The 16,224-nt window shown below is 67.2% G+C and carries 14 protein-coding genes; 13 read left to right on the forward strand and 1 reads right to left on the reverse strand.

The genetic code is table 11. The annotated features are described in order from the left end of the window. Positions 1 to 15: 15 nt before the first annotated feature. From EV667_RS09035 to EV667_RS09095, 13 genes are all read left to right on the forward strand, one after another. Positions 16 to 1,191 carry an aminotransferase gene (locus EV667_RS09035; protein WP_131834899.1) on the forward strand — a complete coding sequence of 392 codons (1,176 nt, stop codon included), beginning with the start codon at positions 16 to 18 and terminating at the stop codon, positions 1,189 to 1,191. Between the two features lie 245 nt (positions 1,192 to 1,436). Continuing rightward, positions 1,437 to 2,714: an urea ABC transporter substrate-binding protein gene (urtA, locus tag EV667_RS09040; protein ID WP_245516089.1), complete on the forward strand. Its 1,278-nt coding sequence runs from the start codon at positions 1,437 to 1,439 to the stop codon at positions 2,712 to 2,714. A gap of 245 nt (positions 2,715 to 2,959) precedes the next feature. Next, complete coding sequence (gene urtB / locus EV667_RS09045) at positions 2,960 to 4,582, forward strand: urea ABC transporter permease subunit UrtB (RefSeq protein WP_425359024.1); 1,623 nt, start codon at positions 2,960 to 2,962, stop codon at positions 4,580 to 4,582. A 32-nt stretch (positions 4,583 to 4,614) separates the two neighbouring features. Continuing rightward, the gene (gene urtC / locus EV667_RS09050) at positions 4,615 to 5,757 is read left to right on the forward strand and encodes an urea ABC transporter permease subunit UrtC (protein ID WP_131835091.1); all 1,143 of its coding nucleotides are present in this window, start codon (positions 4,615 to 4,617) and stop codon (positions 5,755 to 5,757) included. Between the two features lie 11 nt (positions 5,758 to 5,768). After that, positions 5,769 to 6,581 carry an urea ABC transporter ATP-binding protein UrtD gene (urtD, locus tag EV667_RS09055; protein ID WP_245516048.1) on the forward strand — a complete coding sequence of 271 codons (813 nt, stop codon included), beginning with the start codon at positions 5,769 to 5,771 and terminating at the stop codon, positions 6,579 to 6,581. Between the two features lie 6 nt (positions 6,582 to 6,587). Further along, entirely contained in the window at positions 6,588 to 7,283 is a 696-nt protein-coding gene (gene urtE / locus EV667_RS09060; RefSeq protein ID WP_131834901.1) for an urea ABC transporter ATP-binding subunit UrtE, read from the forward strand. Beyond that, positions 7,258 to 8,151: an urease accessory protein UreD gene (locus EV667_RS09065; protein WP_131834902.1), complete on the forward strand. Its 894-nt coding sequence runs from the start codon at positions 7,258 to 7,260 to the stop codon at positions 8,149 to 8,151. The genes urtE and EV667_RS09065 overlap by 26 nt, the downstream gene beginning before the upstream one ends. 57 nt (positions 8,152 to 8,208) lie before the next feature. Beyond that, a complete protein-coding gene (locus tag EV667_RS09070; RefSeq protein ID WP_131834903.1) occupies positions 8,209 to 8,829 on the forward strand; it encodes an urease subunit gamma in 621 nt (206 codons plus the stop codon). Positions 8,830 to 8,892: 63 nt separating this feature from the next. Continuing rightward, positions 8,893 to 10,605, forward strand: a complete 1,713-nt coding sequence (gene ureC, locus EV667_RS09075) for an urease subunit alpha (protein ID WP_131834904.1) — start codon at positions 8,893 to 8,895, stop codon at positions 10,603 to 10,605. 157 nt (positions 10,606 to 10,762) lie between these two features. Then, positions 10,763 to 11,530 carry an urease accessory protein UreE gene (locus tag EV667_RS09080; RefSeq protein ID WP_131834905.1) on the forward strand — a complete coding sequence of 256 codons (768 nt, stop codon included), beginning with the start codon at positions 10,763 to 10,765 and terminating at the stop codon, positions 11,528 to 11,530. A 9-nt stretch (positions 11,531 to 11,539) separates the two neighbouring features. Further along, positions 11,540 to 12,247: an urease accessory protein UreF gene (locus EV667_RS09085; protein ID WP_131834906.1), complete on the forward strand. Its 708-nt coding sequence runs from the start codon at positions 11,540 to 11,542 to the stop codon at positions 12,245 to 12,247. A 16-nt stretch (positions 12,248 to 12,263) separates the two neighbouring features. After that, positions 12,264 to 12,920 carry an urease accessory protein UreG gene (gene ureG / locus EV667_RS09090; RefSeq protein ID WP_131834907.1) on the forward strand — a complete coding sequence of 219 codons (657 nt, stop codon included), beginning with the start codon at positions 12,264 to 12,266 and terminating at the stop codon, positions 12,918 to 12,920. A 124-nt stretch (positions 12,921 to 13,044) separates the two neighbouring features. Next, on the forward strand, positions 13,045 to 14,817 hold the full coding sequence (locus EV667_RS09095; RefSeq protein ID WP_131834908.1) for an ArnT family glycosyltransferase: 1,773 nt from the start codon (positions 13,045 to 13,047) through the stop codon (positions 14,815 to 14,817). A gap of 65 nt (positions 14,818 to 14,882) precedes the next feature. On the opposite strand, the gene metC is transcribed toward EV667_RS09095, so the two are convergent. Further along, positions 14,883 to 16,082 (reverse strand): cystathionine beta-lyase, encoded by a 1,200-nt coding sequence (metC, locus tag EV667_RS09100; protein ID WP_131834909.1) that lies wholly within the window; start codon positions 16,080 to 16,082, stop codon positions 14,883 to 14,885. Between the last annotated feature and the right edge of the window lie 142 nt (positions 16,083 to 16,224).

Here is a 16,224-nt window from a genome sequence, read left to right on the forward strand (position 1 = left end):
CCCCGGTTCCGTGAAATGAACTCTCTCTTTTCCGCCCTGCCGACCACCGTCTTCGAGACCATGTCGGCGCTGGCCCGCCAGCATGACGCGGTCAATCTCGGGCAGGGCTTTCCGGACGATCCCGGCCCGCGCGATGTGCGCGAGAAGGCGGCCGAGGCGGTGCTGAACGGCTGGAACCAGTACCCGCCGATGATGGGCACGCCGGAACTGCGCCGCGCGGTGGCTGACCATTATCGCGGCTGGCAGGGGCTCGACCTCGACCCAGACACCGAGGTGATGGTCACGTCGGGCGCCACCGAGGCGATTGCCGGTGCGCTGCTGGCGCTGATCGAGCCGGGCGACGAGGTGGTGCTGTTCCAGCCGCTCTACGACGCCTATCTCCCGCTGGTGCGCCGCGCCGGCGGGGTGCCGCGCCTCGTGCGCCTGGTACCTCCGCACTGGCGGCTGACGGAAGAGGCGCTGGCCGAAGCCTTCACCCCGCGCACGAAGCTCGTTCTGTTCAACAACCCGCACAACCCCACCGGCCGCGTGTTCGACGCCGGCGAACTGGCGTTGCTCGCCCATTTCTGCACTCGCTCCGGTGCGGCGCTGGTGAGCGACGAGGTGTGGGAGCATGTGATCTTCGACGGGCGGGAGCACCGGTCCGTGCTGGCGCTGCCGGGGATGCGCGAGCGAGCGGTGAAGATCGGCTCGGCCGGCAAGATCTTCGGCATGACCGGCTGGAAGGTCGGCTTCGTCTGCGCCGCGCCGGAGCTGATGCGGGTGCTGTCGAAGGCGCACCAGTTCCTCACCTTCACCACGCCGCCCGCCTTGCAGCACGCGGTCGCCTATGGGCTGGGCAAGGAGCGCGACTGGTTCCTCGGCACGCGCGAAGGCCTGCAGCGCTCGCGCGACCGGCTGGCGGAGGGGCTGGGCGCGCTCGGCTTTCCCGTGCTGCCCTCGGCCGGCACCTATTTCCTCAATGTCGATCTCGCCCCGCTCGACCCGGGCTTGCGCGATGAGGCGTTCTGCCGGTCGCTGGTGGCGCGCGAGGGCGTGGCGGCGATCCCGGTGTCGGCCTTCTATGCCGAGCAGCCGGTGGAAACCGTGGTCCGCTTCTGCTTCGCCAAGACCGACGCGACAATCGACCAGGCGCTGGAGCGTCTGAGCGGGTTCGCGCCCGCAAAACAGGCGGCCGGAATCGCGCAATAACTAGGCAGGTGGCCGGCCCGGGCCGCTCCCTGCGCATTATCGCCAAGCGTTGCATTACAATTAGGCACTTTCGGCGAATAGCGGCGCGATCGCCATGATGCAAACATCGGCAAGTCCCGCCAACGCCCCATTCCCGCCTTTGGCACGCACGTTGCACACGTTCCTTCCGGCACGCGGACGGGGGTCCTGCGTGTGTACTCCAGAAGGGAATTAAGATGCTGAACATGTTCACGCATGCCCGGCGCATGGCCGGTCGCGCGCTTGTGGGTGCGGCTGCGCTGGCGCTGGCCGGAGGTGGCGTCGCGAGCGCTCAGGAGACGATCAAGGTCGGCGTGCTGCATTCTCTGTCCGGCACCATGGCGATCAGCGAAACCACGCTGAAGGACACCGTGCTGTTCATGGTGCAGGAGCAGAACGCTGCCGGCGGCGTCCTCGGCAAGAAGCTGGAAGCCGTCGTGGTCGATCCGGCCTCGAACTGGCCGCTCTTCGCCGAAAAGGCCCGCGAACTCATCGCCAAGGAAAAAGTCGCGGTCGTGTTCGGCTGCTGGACCTCGGTGTCGCGCAAGTCCGTGCTGCCGGTGTTCAAGGAACTGAACAGCATCCTGTTCTACCCGGTCCAGTATGAGGGCGAGGAGAGCGAGCGCAACGTGTTCTACACCGGCGCCGCCCCGAACCAGCAGGCGATCCCCGCCGTCGACTATCTGATGGCCAACGAAGATGTCGAGCGCTGGGTTCTCGCCGGCACCGACTATGTCTACCCGCGCACCACCAACAAGATCCTTGAAGCCTATCTGAAGTCGAAGGGCGTCAAGGAAGAAGACATCATGATCAACTACACGCCGTTCGGTCATTCCGACTGGCAGACCATCGTGGCGGACATCAAGAAGTTCGGTTCGGCTGGCAAGAAGACCGCTGTCGTCTCCACCATCAATGGCGACGCCAACGTGCCGTTCTACAAGGAACTCGGCAATCAGGGCATCAAGGCGACCGACATTCCGGTCGTGGCCTTCTCGGTGGGTGAGGAAGAGCTCGCCGGCATCGACACCAAGCCGCTGCTCGGCCATCTCGCCGCGTGGAACTACTTCCAGTCGGTCGACGTGCCGGAGAATGCCGACTTCATCAAGAAGTGGCAGGCCTACACCAAGAACGACAAGCGCGTGACCAACGACCCGATGGAGGCCACCGTCATCGGCTTCAACATGTGGGTCAAGGCGGTCGAGAAGGCCGGCACCACCGACGCCGACGCCGTTATCGACGCGCTGATCGGCATCACCGTGCCGAACCTGTCCGGCGGCTTCTCGGCCATGATGCCGAACCACCACATCACCAAGCCGGTGCTCATCGGCGAGATCAAGGAAGACGGGCAGTTCGACATCGTCGAGCAGACCCCCGGCCTGATCGTCGCCGAAGAATGGTCCCCCTATCTCGAAGGCTCCAAGGACCTGATCGCCGATTGGCGCAAGCCGCTCAATTGCGGCAACTTCAACGTCAAGACCGGCAAGTGCGGCGGCGCCGGCCAGTAAGGCCGGCCCGCAGGCGGGGGCCGCGCGCTCCCGCCTGATACGCCCTGAACATCCGGCCGTCCTCCGCGGCGGCCGGCCCCCGGCTCGATGCCGGGTCACCATCAGGCCAGCGAATTCGGTGAGGGCGTGCCGCGCATAGCGCGTCGTCGCCCGGTTCCGCTGCCCACCACTTCCCGCGTAACGCGTACCCCGTCGCCGCCGGCGTTCTGCTCCGGCCATCCCCAGCGCCACATCGACGGACGATGATGACCTCAAGCGCCCGCCTTTTCCGCCTCGCTCGCGTGCTCTGTTCCGCGCTCGCCCTGCTGCTCGCCGCCGCTCTCGTGCAGCGTGCCGAGGCACAGGACATCAGCGCCGCGCTGAGCCAGCTCACCACCAACAAATATGACGATACCGAAGCCGCGCTTGGCGCGCTGGCGCTGAGCGGCAGTCCTGCCGCCGCCGGTATCGTGTCGGCGCTCGCCGACGGCAAGCTGGTTTTCGGCGGCCTGCCGCCGCGTGTCTTCATCGAAGGGCCGGGCGGCGCGCTGCTCGATCCGCTGACGATGCAGCCCGCCGCCGATGCGCCCGCCGTCAAGCCGGTGCGCGTCAACAACCGTGTCCGCCGCGCCATCGAGGCCGCCAATGGCGCGCTCTCGCTGGTGAGCCCCGATGCGGGCAAGCGTCGGGAAGCGGCGCTGGCGGTCGGCCGCTCGCGCGACGAGGCGGCGCTGCCGGCACTTGAGATGGCGCTGGCGAAGGAGAGCGACCCGAAGGTGAAGTCGGCGATGAACCTCGCCCGCGCCTCGATCCTGATCGCCAAGGAAGGCATCACCCCGGCCGAGCGGATCGCCGCCGTGGAACTGGTCGGAGCCGAGGGCAACCAGGACGCCCTCGCCATCCTGCGTTCCGTGCCCGAAAGCGCGGCGCCCGAGGTGAAGCAGGCCGCCGCCGTGGCGATCGAGGGCATCGAGCGCAATCTCGCCATGTGGGGCATGGCGCAGAATGTCTGGTACGGCCTGTCGCTCGGCTCGGTGCTGCTGCTCGCCGCCATCGGCCTCGCCATCACCTTCGGCGTGATGGGCGTCATCAACATGGCGCATGGCGAGATGGTGATGCTCGGCGCCTACACCACTTTCGTGGTGCAGGAGGTGATCCGCACCTCCTATCCCGGCCTGTTCGACGCCTCGCTGCTGATCGCCATCCCGCTCGCCTTCCTGTTCACCGGGCTGATCGGCGTCCTCATCGAACGGACGGTGATCCGCTTCCTCTATGGACGGGCGCTTGAGACGCTGCTCGCCACCTGGGGCATTTCGCTGATCCTGCAACAGGCGATCCGCACCATCTTCGGGCCCACCAACCGCGAGGTCGGCGCGCCGAGCTGGATGTCCGGCAGTTTTGAGATCGGCCATCTCTCGATCACCTCCGGCCGGCTGTGGATCATCGTCTTTGCGCTCCTTGTGTTCTTCGCGCTGCTCGCGACCCTGCGGTTGACCCGCATCGGTCTCGAAATGCGGGCCGTGACCCAGAACCGCCGCATGGCCGCTTCGATGGGCATTCGCACGAACTGGGTGGACGCCATGACCTTCGGCCTCGGCTCGGGCATTGCCGGCATTGCGGGCGTGGCGCTCAGCCAGATCGACAACGTGTCGCCAAACCTTGGGCAGAGCTACATCATCGACAGCTTCCTGGTCGTGGTGTTCGGCGGCGTCGGTAACCTGTGGGGCACGCTGGTCGGCGCCATGACGCTGGGCGTCGCCAACAAGCTGCTGGAGCCCTATGCCGGTGCCGTGCTCGGCAAGATCGCGCTGCTGGTGATCGTGATCCTCTTCATCCAGAAGCGGCCGCGCGGTCTCTTCGCCCTCAAGGGGAGGTCGATCGAGACATGAGTACGCGCAGCATGAGTACGTCCCCTATGAGCATGACACGTCAGCCCGCGCTGCTGGGCACCAGCGGCCTCATCTTCCTCGCCGTGCTGTTTGTTGCGGCGGTGCTGGTACCGGTGCTCAACCTCTACGCCGCGCCGGATTCGGCCGTGCACGTGCCGACCTATGTGGTCTCGCTGCTCGGCAAGTATTTGACCTATGCGCTTCTCGCGCTCTCGGTCGATCTCATCTGGGGCTATGTCGGCATTCTTTCGCTGGGCCAGGGCGCGTTCTTCGCGCTCGGTGGCTATGCGATGGGCATGTATCTGATGCGCCAGATCGGCACGCGCGGGGTTTATGGCGACCCTGTCCTGCCGGACTTCATGGTGTTCCTCAACTGGAAGGAGCTGCCGTGGTTCTGGTACGGCTTCGACATGTTCCCCTTCGCCGCGCTGATGGTGCTGCTGGCGCCGGGCCTTCTCGCGCTGGTGTTCGGCTGGTTCGCCTTCCGCTCGCGCGTCACCGGCGTGTACCTTTCCATCATCACCCAGGCGATGACCTTCGCCCTGCTGCTGGCGTTCTTCCGCAACGACATGGGTTTTGGCGGCAATAACGGGCTTACCGACTTCAAGGACATTCTCGGCTTCAACATCCAGGCGGACGGGACGCGGCTGACTCTGTTCGTGCTCTCGGCGCTGGCACTGGGGCTCGGCTATATCCTGTGCCGCTTCCTCGTGCGCTCGCATTTCGGCAAGGTGCTGGTCGCCGTCCGCGATGCGGAAACGCGGGTGCGCTTCACCGGCTACCGGGCGGAGAACTACAAGCTGGTGGCGTTCGTCGTCTCGGCCATGCTGGCGGGCATCGCCGGCGCGCTTTACGTGCCGCAGGTCGGCATCATCAACCCCTCGGAATTCTCGCCGGCCAATTCGATCGAGATCATCGTCTGGGTGGCGGTGGGCGGGCGCGGCACGCTGGTGGGCGCGGCGCTGGGGGCGGTGCTGGTGAACTACGCCAAGACCTACTTCACCTCCGGCATGCTCGCGCCCTACTGGCTGTTCATGCTCGGCGGCCTGTTCGTCGCCGTCACCCTGTTCCTGCCCAAGGGCATCGTCGGCACCTATTACGACTGGCGCGAGAAGCGCCGGCAGCATGACGATATTCCCGACGAACCGCTCGCCACGCCTCGGCCGGCCGAGTAAGGGAAGCCGAAATGACCGACATCGCCATTCCTGAACCCACTACCGCCGCCGAGCCGGCACCCGCCGCCAAAAAGGAACTGACCGAAGCGCTCCTCTACCTCGACGCCGTCACCGTCACCTTCGACGGATTCAGGGCGCTCAACGCTTTGTCCTTCACCGTCGACCCCGGCGAGATGCGGGCCGTCATCGGCCCCAATGGCGCGGGAAAGACGACGATGATGGACGTCATCACCGGCAAGACCCGCCCCGACCGGGGTGACGTGTTCTTCAATGGCGGCACCACCGACCTGACCAAGCTGGACGAGACGCAGATCGCCACGCTGGGCATCGGCCGCAAGTTCCAGAAGCCGACGGTTTTCGAGAACCATACGGTCCTCGACAATCTGCGCCTCGCGCTGAAGGGCCAGCGCCGGGCGTTGCCGAACATCTTCCACCGCGAAAGCGCGGCGGCGCGCGAGCGTATCGACGAGATCTTCGAGACGATCCGACTGACGGAGCACCGCGACCGGCTCGGTGGCGCGCTCTCGCACGGGCAGAAGCAGTGGCTGGAGATCGGCATGCTGCTGGCGCAGGATCCCAAGCTGCTGCTGGTCGACGAGCCGGTGGCCGGCATGACCGACGCCGAGACCGCCCAGACCGCCGAACTGCTGCGCGAAATCAACGCCAACGGCCATTCGGTGGTGGTGGTGGAGCACGACATGACCTTCGTGCGCGATCTCGGCGTGCGGGTCATGTGCCTGCATGAAGGCTCGGTGCTGGCCGAGGGCACGCTCGACCAGGTCAGCGCCAATGAGCGCGTCATCGAAGTCTATCTGGGGCGCTGAAGGCTCATGCTGGAAGTTCAGGACATCAACCTTTTCTACGGCGCGGCGCAGGCGCTGCGTGGCGTCTCGCTTACCGCCGAACCCGGCAAGGTGACGTGCGTGCTGGGGCGCAACGGCGTGGGCAAGACCAGCCTGATGCGCGCCATTGTCGGGCAGGCGCCGGTGGCCAAGGGATCGGTCCGCTTCAACGGCGAGGACATCACGACGATGGCCCCTTCCGAGCGGGCGCGGCGCGGCATCGCCTTCGTGCCGCAGGGCCGCGAGATCTTCCCGCTTCTGACAGTGGCGGAGAATCTGGAAACCGGCTTTGCGCCGCTGAAGCGCGCGGACCGTTTCATACCCGACGACGTGTTCTCGCTGTTCCCGGTGCTGGATTCGATGATGCGCCGGCGCGGCGGCGACCTTTCCGGCGGCCAGCAGCAGCAGCTCGCCATCGGCCGCGCGCTGACCATGCGGCCCAAGGTGCTGGTGCTGGACGAGCCGACCGAGGGCATCCAGCCTTCCATCATCAAGGATATCGGCAACGCCATCCGCTACTTGCGCTCCAAGGGCGACATCGCCATCGTGCTGGTCGAGCAGTATTTCGACTTCGCCAAGGAACTCGCCGACCATTTCATCGTGATGGAGCGCGGGGCGGTGGTGATGTCGGGCGACGGTGCCGCCCTTGAGGATCCCGATGTTCGTAACCGCATTGCTGTCTGACACTGCCGCTGCCACCATCCCGGTCGAGCGGCGCGGGCAAGGGCGCGTTCTGGTCGAGGCGCGGGCGCTGGACGGGCGCACGGTGCGCGGGCGGATCGAGGAGGAAGGTTTCGCCCGGGTGCGCTTTCCGCGTTCCGGCCGGCGCGGGGGGGCGCTGGAAGCGGTGATGATCAACACTGGCGGTGGTCTTGCCGGTGGCGACGCTTCGCACAGCTGCCTTCATGCCGGGCGCGATGCCCAGTTTGTGGTCACGACCCAGGCGGCGGAGAAGATCTATCGCTCGGATGGCGCGCTCTCGCGGATTGCTGTCGAGCTGAGTGCGGAGACCGGCGCCCGCCTTCACTGGATGCCGCAGGCGACCATTGTGTTCGATGGCGCGCGGGTCGAACGCTCCATCGCTGCCGAAATGGCGCCCGATGCCCAGCTTCTGCTGGTCGAGCCGGTCATCCTGGGGCGCACGGCGCGCGGCGAGCGGCTCTCCTATGGCCAATTGCACGATCGCTGGCGCATTCGCCGCGGCGGGCGACTGATCTATGCCGATGGGCTGCAGCTCGATGGCGACATCGCGGCCACGCTTGACCGGCCCGCCACGGCTGGGGGCTGGGCGGCCTTCGCGACGCTGCTGCTGGTGTCGCCCGATGCGGAGGGCCGGCTGGACGATGTGCGCGCGGCGCTCGGCCTGGGGGAAAGCGGGCCGGATGGCATGGCACGCGAACTCCCCGATGGCCTCGATGCCGGGGCGAGCGCGTGGGACGGGATGATCTCCGTGCGCCTGCTCGCCCGCAACGGCGCGCCGCTTGAGACCGCGATCCGCCGGGCGATCGCCGCGCTGGGTGTCGGCGAGGTGCCGCGCATCTGGCACTCCTGATGCAAGCCGCTTGTTGTTTGAACTGAAATTCGCTTTTGAAGAGCCGGAGACGCACCGATGAACCTCAGCCCGCGCGAGAAGGACAAGCTGCTCGTCGCCATGGCCGCCCAGGTGGCCCGCCGCCGCCTGGAGCGTGGCGTGAAGCTCAACTATCCCGAGGCGGTGGCGCTGATCACCGATGTGGTGGTGGAGGGCGCGCGCGACGGCAGGACGGTGGCCGAGCTGATGACGCTCGGCACCACGGTGCTGACCGGCGACCAGGTGATGCCGGGCGTGGCCGCGATGATCGTCGAGATCCAGGTCGAGGCGACCTTTCCCGACGGCACCAAGCTCGTCACCGTGCATGAGCCGATCGCCTCCAGCCACGGCGCCGGGGCGCCGGGCGAAATGCTGCTGGAGGAGGGGGAGATCGAACTGCTGGCCGGCCGCGCGTTCGTCTCCGTCACCGTCGCCAATACCGGCGACCGCCCGATCCAGGTCGGCAGCCACTACCATTTCTTCGAGACCAACCCGGCGCTCGCCTTCGAGCGGGACAAGGCGCGCGGCATGCGCCTGGCCATCGCGTCGGGCACCGCCGTACGCTTCGAGCCGGGCCAGAGCCGGGAGGTCAGGCTGGTCGCTCTCGCCGGCAAACGGGAGGTCTACGGCTTCCGCCAGGACGTGATGGGCAAGCTGTGACGTCTCTCGCCTGAAGATAGTGCCGCGCCCTGCGCCTCAACGTTTGCCGAAACGGATCGCTCCATGTCCATCAAGATGTCCCGCGCCAGCTATGCCGAAATGTTCGGCCCGACCACGGGGGACCGCGTGCGGCTCGCCGATACCTGCCTCGTCATCGAGGTGGAGAAGGATTTCACCGTCTATGGCGAGGAGGTGAAGTTCGGCGGCGGCAAGACCATCCGGGACGGCATGGGCCAGTCGCAGGTGACGCGCGCCGGAGGGGCGGTCGACACCGTCATCACCAATGCGTTGATCCTCGACCACTGGGGCATCGTGAAGGCCGATATCGGCATTCGCGACGGGCGCATCCATGGCATCGGCAAGGCCGGCAACCCGGATATTCAGCCCGGCGTCGATATCGTCATCGGCGCGTCGACCGAAGTGATCGCGGGCGAGGGCAAGATCATCACCGCCGGCGGCTTCGACTGCCACATCCATTTCATCTGCCCGCAGCAGATCGAGCACGCGCTGATGAGCGGCGTCACCACCATGCTGGGCGGCGGTACCGGCCCGGCGGCCGGCACCAACGCCACCACCTGCACGCCCGGCCCGTGGCATATCGAAATGATGCTGCGCGCCTTTGACAGTTTTCCGGTCAATCTCGCGCTTTCCGGCAAGGGCAACGCCTCGCTTCCCGGCCCGCTGGTCGAGCAGATCGAGGCCGGCGCCTGTTCGCTCAAGCTGCACGAGGACTGGGGCACGACGCCGGCGACGATCGACAACTGCCTTTCGGTGGCGGACGAGTACGACATTCAGGTGATGATCCACACCGACACGCTTAATGAGAGCGGCTTCGTTGAGGACACAATTGCCGCGTTCAAGGGTCGCACGATCCACGCCTTCCACACCGAGGGCGCCGGCGGCGGTCATGCGCCCGACATCATGAAGGTCGTCGGCCTGCCCAACGTGCTGCCGTCCTCCACCAATCCGACGCGGCCCTTCACCATCAACACGCTCGACGAGCATCTCGACATGCTCATGGTGTGCCACCATCTCGACCCGCTGATCGCCGAGGACCTCGCTTTCGCCGAAAGCCGTATCCGCAAGGAGACCATTGCTGCGGAGGACATCCTGCACGATCTGGGCGCGATCTCGATGATCTCTTCCGACAGCCAGGCCATGGGCCGGCTCGGCGAGGTCATCACCCGCACCTGGCAGACCGCGCACAAGATGAAGCTGCAGCGGGGCGTGCTGGCGGGCGACTCCGAGCGCAACGACAATGCCCGCGCCAAGCGCTACATCGCCAAATACACCATCAACCCCGCCATCGCGCACGGCATCTCGCGCCATATCGGCTCGGTGGAAAACGGCAAGCTGGCCGATCTCGTCGTGTGGTCGCCTGCCTTCTTCGGCACTAAGCCGGACATGGTGATTAAGGGTGGCACCATCGTCGCGGCTGTCATGGGCGACCCCAACGCCTCGATCCCGACCCCGCAGCCCGTGCATTACCGCCCGATGTGGGGCGCCTATGGCAAGGCACGCACGGCGACCTGCCTCACCTTCGTCTCGCAGGCCGCGATCGACCTTAATGTCGGCCACAAGCTCGGGCTGGAGAAGCGCACGGTGGCGGTGGAGAATGTGCGCGGTGGCCTCTCCAAGGCGTCGATGATTCACAACCACGCGACCCCGCAGCTGGAGATCGACCCGGAAACCTATGAAGTGCGGGCGGATGGCGAATTGCTGACCTGCGCACCGGCCACCGAACTGCCCATGGCGCAGCGCTACTTCCTGTTCTAAGTGTGGGGAAAGTGCTCCGTTCCGGCATCCTTCCAGGCTCGCGGCGCTCGCGCCTCAAGATGACGTAGCGCCGGAAGCAACGCCATCCTGAGGTGCTGACCTCTGGTCGGCCTCGAAGGATGTCGGAACAGAGCGCGCCCCCACCCGGAGTTTTATCATGATCCGTGCCCGCCAGATTCTTCCCGCTGGTAGCTGGGATGCCGCCACCGCTGCCGACCGTGTCGTGCTGCCCCATGACGGGCGCTACCGCCGGCGCATCGCCATGCGCGGCGAGGGCGACGTCGCGTTCCTGCTGGATCTTGCCGAGGCGACGCGGCTGAAGGACGGCGACGGGCTGAAGCTCGACGACGATCGCGTTGTCGCGGTGGTCGCGGCCGAGGAGCCGGTGGCGGAGATCGTGGCGCGCGACGCCCATCACCTTGCCCGCCTTGCCTGGCACCTGGGTAACCGGCATGTGGCGGCGGAGCTTCTGGCCGACCGCATCCGCATCGCCCGCGACAGCGTGCTGGAGGAGATGGCGCGCGGCCTTGGCGCCAGCGTCGAGATTGTCGAGGCGGCCTTCGAGCCCGAGGGCGGCGCCTACGAGGCCGCCGAGGCGCACGACCATGGCGCGCACGGGCACAAGGCGCATGAGCATGTGCACGGTGATGACTGCGGCTGCGGCCACGATCACGGGCACGAGCGCCATGGGCATGAACAGCACAAGCACGGGCACCATGATCACGGGCACGAGCCTCACGGCCACGAGCCGCACGGGCACGAGCCGCCGCACGCCCCGGCGCGCGACGTGCTGCATGTACAGGCCGCAGCGCCGGCCCATGAGCACGGGGCGGACTGCGGCTGCGGGCACGACCATGCTCACGATCATGGTCATGCGCACGATCACGGCCATGCCCATGGTCACGACCACAAGCACGGCCACTAGGACGCAACCATGAGCGAGGCCGCTTCGGCGCCGGACGGCGGCTCGCCCGATCTTCTGGCGCTGTTCGTCTGGCTCTCGCCGGCCTATCCGGTGGGAGCCTTCGCCTATTCGCACGGGCTTGAATGGGCGGTCGAGACGCAGGTTGTCGGCGATCTCGCCTCGCTGACCGGGTGGGTCGACGATCTGCTTCGCCATGGCGGCCCCTTCGCCGATGCGGTTCTGATGGCACACAGCTTCGAGGCGGTGCGCGCGGGCGATGACGAACGGTTGCGCGATGTCCTGGAACTCGCCGCCGCCTTCGCCCCGTCGCGCGAGCGGCAGATGGAAACGCTGAACCAGGGTGACGCCTTCCTCGCCGCCACCCGTGCCGCCTGGCCGGCGCCGGCTCTGGACAGGCTAATGGCTATCTGGGACGGCCGCGTGGCCTATCCCGTCGCCGTGGGTATCGCCGCCGCCGCGCATGGCCTGCCGCTGCCCGCGACGCTCTCCCTCTACCTCAACGCAGTGGCGGCCAATCTGATCTCCGCCGCCGTGCGCCTCGTGCCGCTTGGCCAGACCGACGGCAACCGGGCGCTGGCGGCGGCAACGCGGACCGTGCGCGAGGTCGCGCCGCAGGTGGTGGGCGTCACGCTCGACAGGCTGGGTGGGGCGGCACTGAAATCCGATATCGCGTCGATGCGCCACGAGACGCAGTACACGCGGCTGTTCCGAAGCTGAAGCGAAGGGGAATTCCATGGCGCACGACACCAGCGGCCCGCTTCGGGTTGGCATTGGCGGGCCGGTCGGCTCGGGCAAGACAGCGCTGATGGAAGCGCTGTGCCGGGTCTTCCGCGAGCGCTACGACCTCGCGGCCATCACCAACGACATCTACACCAAGGAGGACGCGGAAATCCTCACCCGCGCCGGGGCTCTCCCGGCGGACCGCATCATGGGCGTGGAGACCGGGGGCTGCCCGCACACCGCCATTCGCGAGGACGCCTCTGCCAATCTCGCCGCCATCGCCGAGATGCGCGGGCGCTTTCCCCGGCTCGACCTGATCCTCATCGAATCCGGCGGCGACAACCTCGCCGCGACGTTCTCGCCGGAACTGGCCGATCTCACCATCTATGTGATCGACGTTTCCGCCGGCGAGAAGATCCCGCGCAAGGGCGGCCCCGGCATCACCCGTTCGGACCTGCTGGTGATCAACAAGATCGATCTCGCGCCGTATGTCGGCGCCTCGCTGGAGGTGATGGACCGGGATTCGCGCCGCATGCGCGGACGCCGCCCCTTCGTCTTCGCCAATGTGCGGGCGGGCGATGGCGTCGCCGAGGTGGCGCGCTTCATCGAGGAAGCGGGCGGACTCGCCGTCGCGGCGACCGGTGGGCGGGGCGAGGCCGCGCAGGTTTGAGCGAACCGGCCCGCGTCAGGGGTCGCTACAATGCGGGATATCCCGGCCGCCGGGGGTGGCGTGCCGGTGCGGCGCGGGCCTTCCCTCTGCTATGGTTTCGTCGGTTTGGAAGGGATTCCATTTGATGAAGTCATTTGCTGCGGGCCGTAAGGCGCGTTCCGCCCCGCTCTATTCCTCGCGCGGCCCGCGCCTTCCCGACCGGATCGTCGCGCTTTTCGAGGCCTGCTGCGCCAGCGACCGCCGGGCCTGCCTGTTCCTCGTCGGGCTTTGTCTGGTGGCCCTGCTGCCGGGATTCTTCTCGATTCCGCCAGTGGACCGGGACGGAGCGCGCTTCGCGCTGATCTCCCGGCACATGGTGGAAACGGGAAATCTCACTGAGACAAGGCTGGGCTGGGAGGCCAAGCGCACGCAGGCACTGGGCCTGCATTGGCTGCAGGCCGGGGTGGTCAAGGCCGCCGAACTGGTCGGCGTTCCCGAGGCGCCGACCCGGGTCTGGCTCTATCGCGTGCCCTCGCTGGCTGCCGCAATCGGCGCCGTGCTGCTGACATTCTGGGCGGCACTGGCTTTCACGCACCGGCGCGCGGCCGTTCTGGCCGCCAGCCTGCTGGCGAGCAGCGTCGCCCTCGGCGTTGGCGGCCGGCTCGCCGTGCCGGAAGTGTTCCTGGTCGGGTCCGTGGCCGCGATGATGGGAGCCATGGGCCGGCTTTATCTTGCCGAGCGCCAGGACAGGGGCGCCGTCGACTGGCAACAGTCGTCGCAAGAGGCCCGGCTGGCCCTTGTCTTCTGGTCCGCGCTCGCTTTCAGCCTGTTCACCAAGGGGCTGATGACACCGATCTATGTGGTGTTGCCGTTGGCGGCGCTGTTGGCGGTGGACCGATCGGCGCTGTTCCTGCGGCGCGCGCGCTCCTATGCCGGGCTCGCCGTGATCCTCGTCGTCGTCATCGGCTGGTTTCTTCTGCGCCGCTATGGTCCGCCCGAGACGCAGGCGGAGTTCGTCGTGCGCACCCTGCTCGGGCCGGTTGCCGGCGGGTATCAGGGATTTACCGGCCTGCCGGGCGTCTATCTGCTGCTGTTTTTCGCGCTGTTCTGGCCGGCGGCGCCGCTGGCCGCGCTCGCCTTTCCCATCGTCTGGAAGGCGCGCCGCATCGGTAAGGTGCGCTTCCTGCTGGCCTGGGTGGTGCCAGTCTGGCTGCTGTTCGAGATATTGCCCACCAAGGTGCCGGCCTATGTGGCGCCAATGCTCCCGGCGGTCGCCATACTGATCGCCCTTGCGGTGGAGCGTGGCGCGTTGGCTCTCGGAAACATGCGGCTCGCGCGCGTCCTCTGGCTATGGCCGCTGATCGGGGCGGTGATCGCGGTGGGGGCGCTTCTGGGCATGGCCGTCTTTGACCGGACGACCAGCGTGCTTGCCTGGCCACTGCTGCTGCTCGGCTTCTTCGCGCTGGTGATCGCGGCGGCGTCGGTGCGCGAGTATGGCGTCGAGAAGTCGGCGCTGGTGGCTATTGCCGGCATGCTGGTGTCCGGCTTCGGGGTGATGCAACTCGTGCTGCCGAATATCGATAGCTTCTGGCTGGCTCCCCGCGTGGCGGCGGCCGCGGCACGGGAGCCGTGCGGGGTCGGCTCCGGCCCCATCGAGGTCGGCATAGCGGGTTATAATGAGCCGAGCTTCGCGCTTCTTCTGCCGGACGCGCCGCGCTTTCTGGACGGGGCGGCCGCGGCCGATTTCCTCAAGGTCGGGGGAGCTTGCCGGGTGGTCTTTGTGGAACGGCGGCAGGAGCCGCGCTTCGCCCGGCGGGCGGAAGCGATCGGCCTGCGCATCCAGCGCGGGGCCGATCTGCGGGGCTTCGATTACAATGGACTGCGCCAGGTGCGGCTCGCGCCCTACCGCCCGGGATGATGCCAGGCGCCATCACCCTGGGGATGATGGCGGGGGCCGTCGCCCTGGGGGGATGAGGCGGTTGCTTAGCGCGATGCTGCCAGCGCCGCGAACCCGGAATCGAGATCGGCGATAAGATCGGCGGGGTCTTCAAGCCCGATCTGCAGGCGGATGGCCGGGCCGCCCGGGTTCCACCGTGTCGCGGTGCGGTAGCTGCCGCAGTCGAAAGGAATGGCCAGGCTCTCGAAGCCGCCCCAGCTATAGCCGAGACCGAAGAGCGCGAGAGCGTCGAGAAAGGCGTCGACGGCAGGTTTCGGCGCCGGCTGGAGTATGATGCTGAACAGACCCGAAGCGCCCTTGAAGTCGCGCTTCCACAGGGCGTGGCCGGGATGCTCCGGCAGGGCGGGATGCAGCACCCGCAGCACTTCCGGCCTGCCGGACAGCCAGCGCGCCACGGCGAGGGCCGATTGCTGGTGATGCTGCAGCCGCACCGCCATGGTGCGGAGCCCCCGCGCTGCCAGAAAAGCGTCTTCGGGCGCCACGGTGATGCCGAGGTCGCCATGGGTAAGATGGACCCGGCGGAAGGTCCGCTCATTGGCGGATATGGTGCCGATATTCAGGTCCGAGTGCCCGCCGAGATATTTCGTGCCGGCCTGGATGGAGACGTCGACGCCGAAATCATGAGGGCGGAAAAAGAGCGGCGTTGCCCATGTGTTGTCCATCAGCGTGGTGATGTCGTGTGCGGCGGCGGCGGCGGCGGCGGCGACAATGGCCGGCACGTCCTGGATTTCAAAGGATTGCGAGCCGGGCGACTCCATAAAGATGGCGCGCGTATCGGGGCGGATGAGCCCGGCGATCTCGCCACCGACGAGCGGGTCGTAATAGGTGGTCTCGATGCCATAGCGCGGCAGCACCTCGTCGCAGATGCGGCGGGTCGGCTGATAGGCGCTGTCGACCATGAGCAGGTGTTCGCCGGCTTTCAGCGTCGCGAGCAGGGCGATGCTGACGGCGGAAAGGCCGGAGGGCGTGAGCACGACGCCGGCGCCGCCCTCGATCCGGGTAAGCGCGGCCTCGAGGCTCTCGACCGTCGGATTGCCGCGCCTTCCATAGGTGTAGCGTCCGGTATGGCCTTCGAGATCGGCGACGGTGGGGGAGAGGACGGTCGATCCCCGGACGATCGGCGTGTTCACGAAGCCGTCATGGCGAAAAGGGTCGCGTCCGGCGAGGACGAGTTCGGTCTCCATCGAGAGATTGCCGGGGACGGTACTTTTTGTCTTGTTCGCCATGGTTGTAGCCTGTCCGAGCCAGTTTATCGAAGGTCGCATAGGGAACGGAGCGGTGTTGCCCCGTCAAGCGCTTGACCGGACCCGATTGCGGCGCTCTGATGACGCTGCGTCTGCTGCGGTGGTGCCCGAGGGGGTCTTCTGG

The organism is Ancylobacter aquaticus, assembly GCF_004339465.1.
GTDB classification, from domain to species: Bacteria; Pseudomonadota; Alphaproteobacteria; order Rhizobiales; family Xanthobacteraceae; genus Ancylobacter; species Ancylobacter aquaticus.

Bases quoted from the DNA above. Each gene is read 5' to 3' on its own strand.
- EV667_RS09035 (WP_131834899.1), top strand. From the start codon at position 16: ATGAACTCTCTCTTTTCCGCCCTGCCGACCACCGTCTTCGAGACCATG.
- urtA (WP_245516089.1), top strand. From the start codon at position 1,437: ATGGCCGGTCGCGCGCTTGTGGGTGCGGCTGCGCTGGCGCTGGCCGGA.
- urtB (WP_425359024.1), top strand. From the start codon at position 2,960: ATGACCTCAAGCGCCCGCCTTTTCCGCCTCGCTCGCGTGCTCTGTTCC.
- urtC (WP_131835091.1), top strand. From the start codon at position 4,615: ATGACACGTCAGCCCGCGCTGCTGGGCACCAGCGGCCTCATCTTCCTC.
- urtD (WP_245516048.1), top strand. From the start codon at position 5,769: ATGACCGACATCGCCATTCCTGAACCCACTACCGCCGCCGAGCCGGCA.
- urtE (WP_131834901.1), top strand. From the start codon at position 6,588: ATGCTGGAAGTTCAGGACATCAACCTTTTCTACGGCGCGGCGCAGGCG.
- EV667_RS09065 (WP_131834902.1), top strand. From the start codon at position 7,258: ATGTTCGTAACCGCATTGCTGTCTGACACTGCCGCTGCCACCATCCCG.
- EV667_RS09070 (WP_131834903.1), top strand. From the start codon at position 8,209: ATGAACCTCAGCCCGCGCGAGAAGGACAAGCTGCTCGTCGCCATGGCC.
- ureC (WP_131834904.1), top strand. From the start codon at position 8,893: ATGTCCATCAAGATGTCCCGCGCCAGCTATGCCGAAATGTTCGGCCCG.
- EV667_RS09080 (WP_131834905.1), top strand. From the start codon at position 10,763: ATGATCCGTGCCCGCCAGATTCTTCCCGCTGGTAGCTGGGATGCCGCC.
- EV667_RS09085 (WP_131834906.1), top strand. From the start codon at position 11,540: ATGAGCGAGGCCGCTTCGGCGCCGGACGGCGGCTCGCCCGATCTTCTG.
- ureG (WP_131834907.1), top strand. From the start codon at position 12,264: ATGGCGCACGACACCAGCGGCCCGCTTCGGGTTGGCATTGGCGGGCCG.
- EV667_RS09095 (WP_131834908.1), top strand. From the start codon at position 13,045: ATGAAGTCATTTGCTGCGGGCCGTAAGGCGCGTTCCGCCCCGCTCTAT.
- metC (WP_131834909.1), bottom strand. From the start codon at position 16,082: ATGGCGAACAAGACAAAAAGTACCGTCCCCGGCAATCTCTCGATGGAG.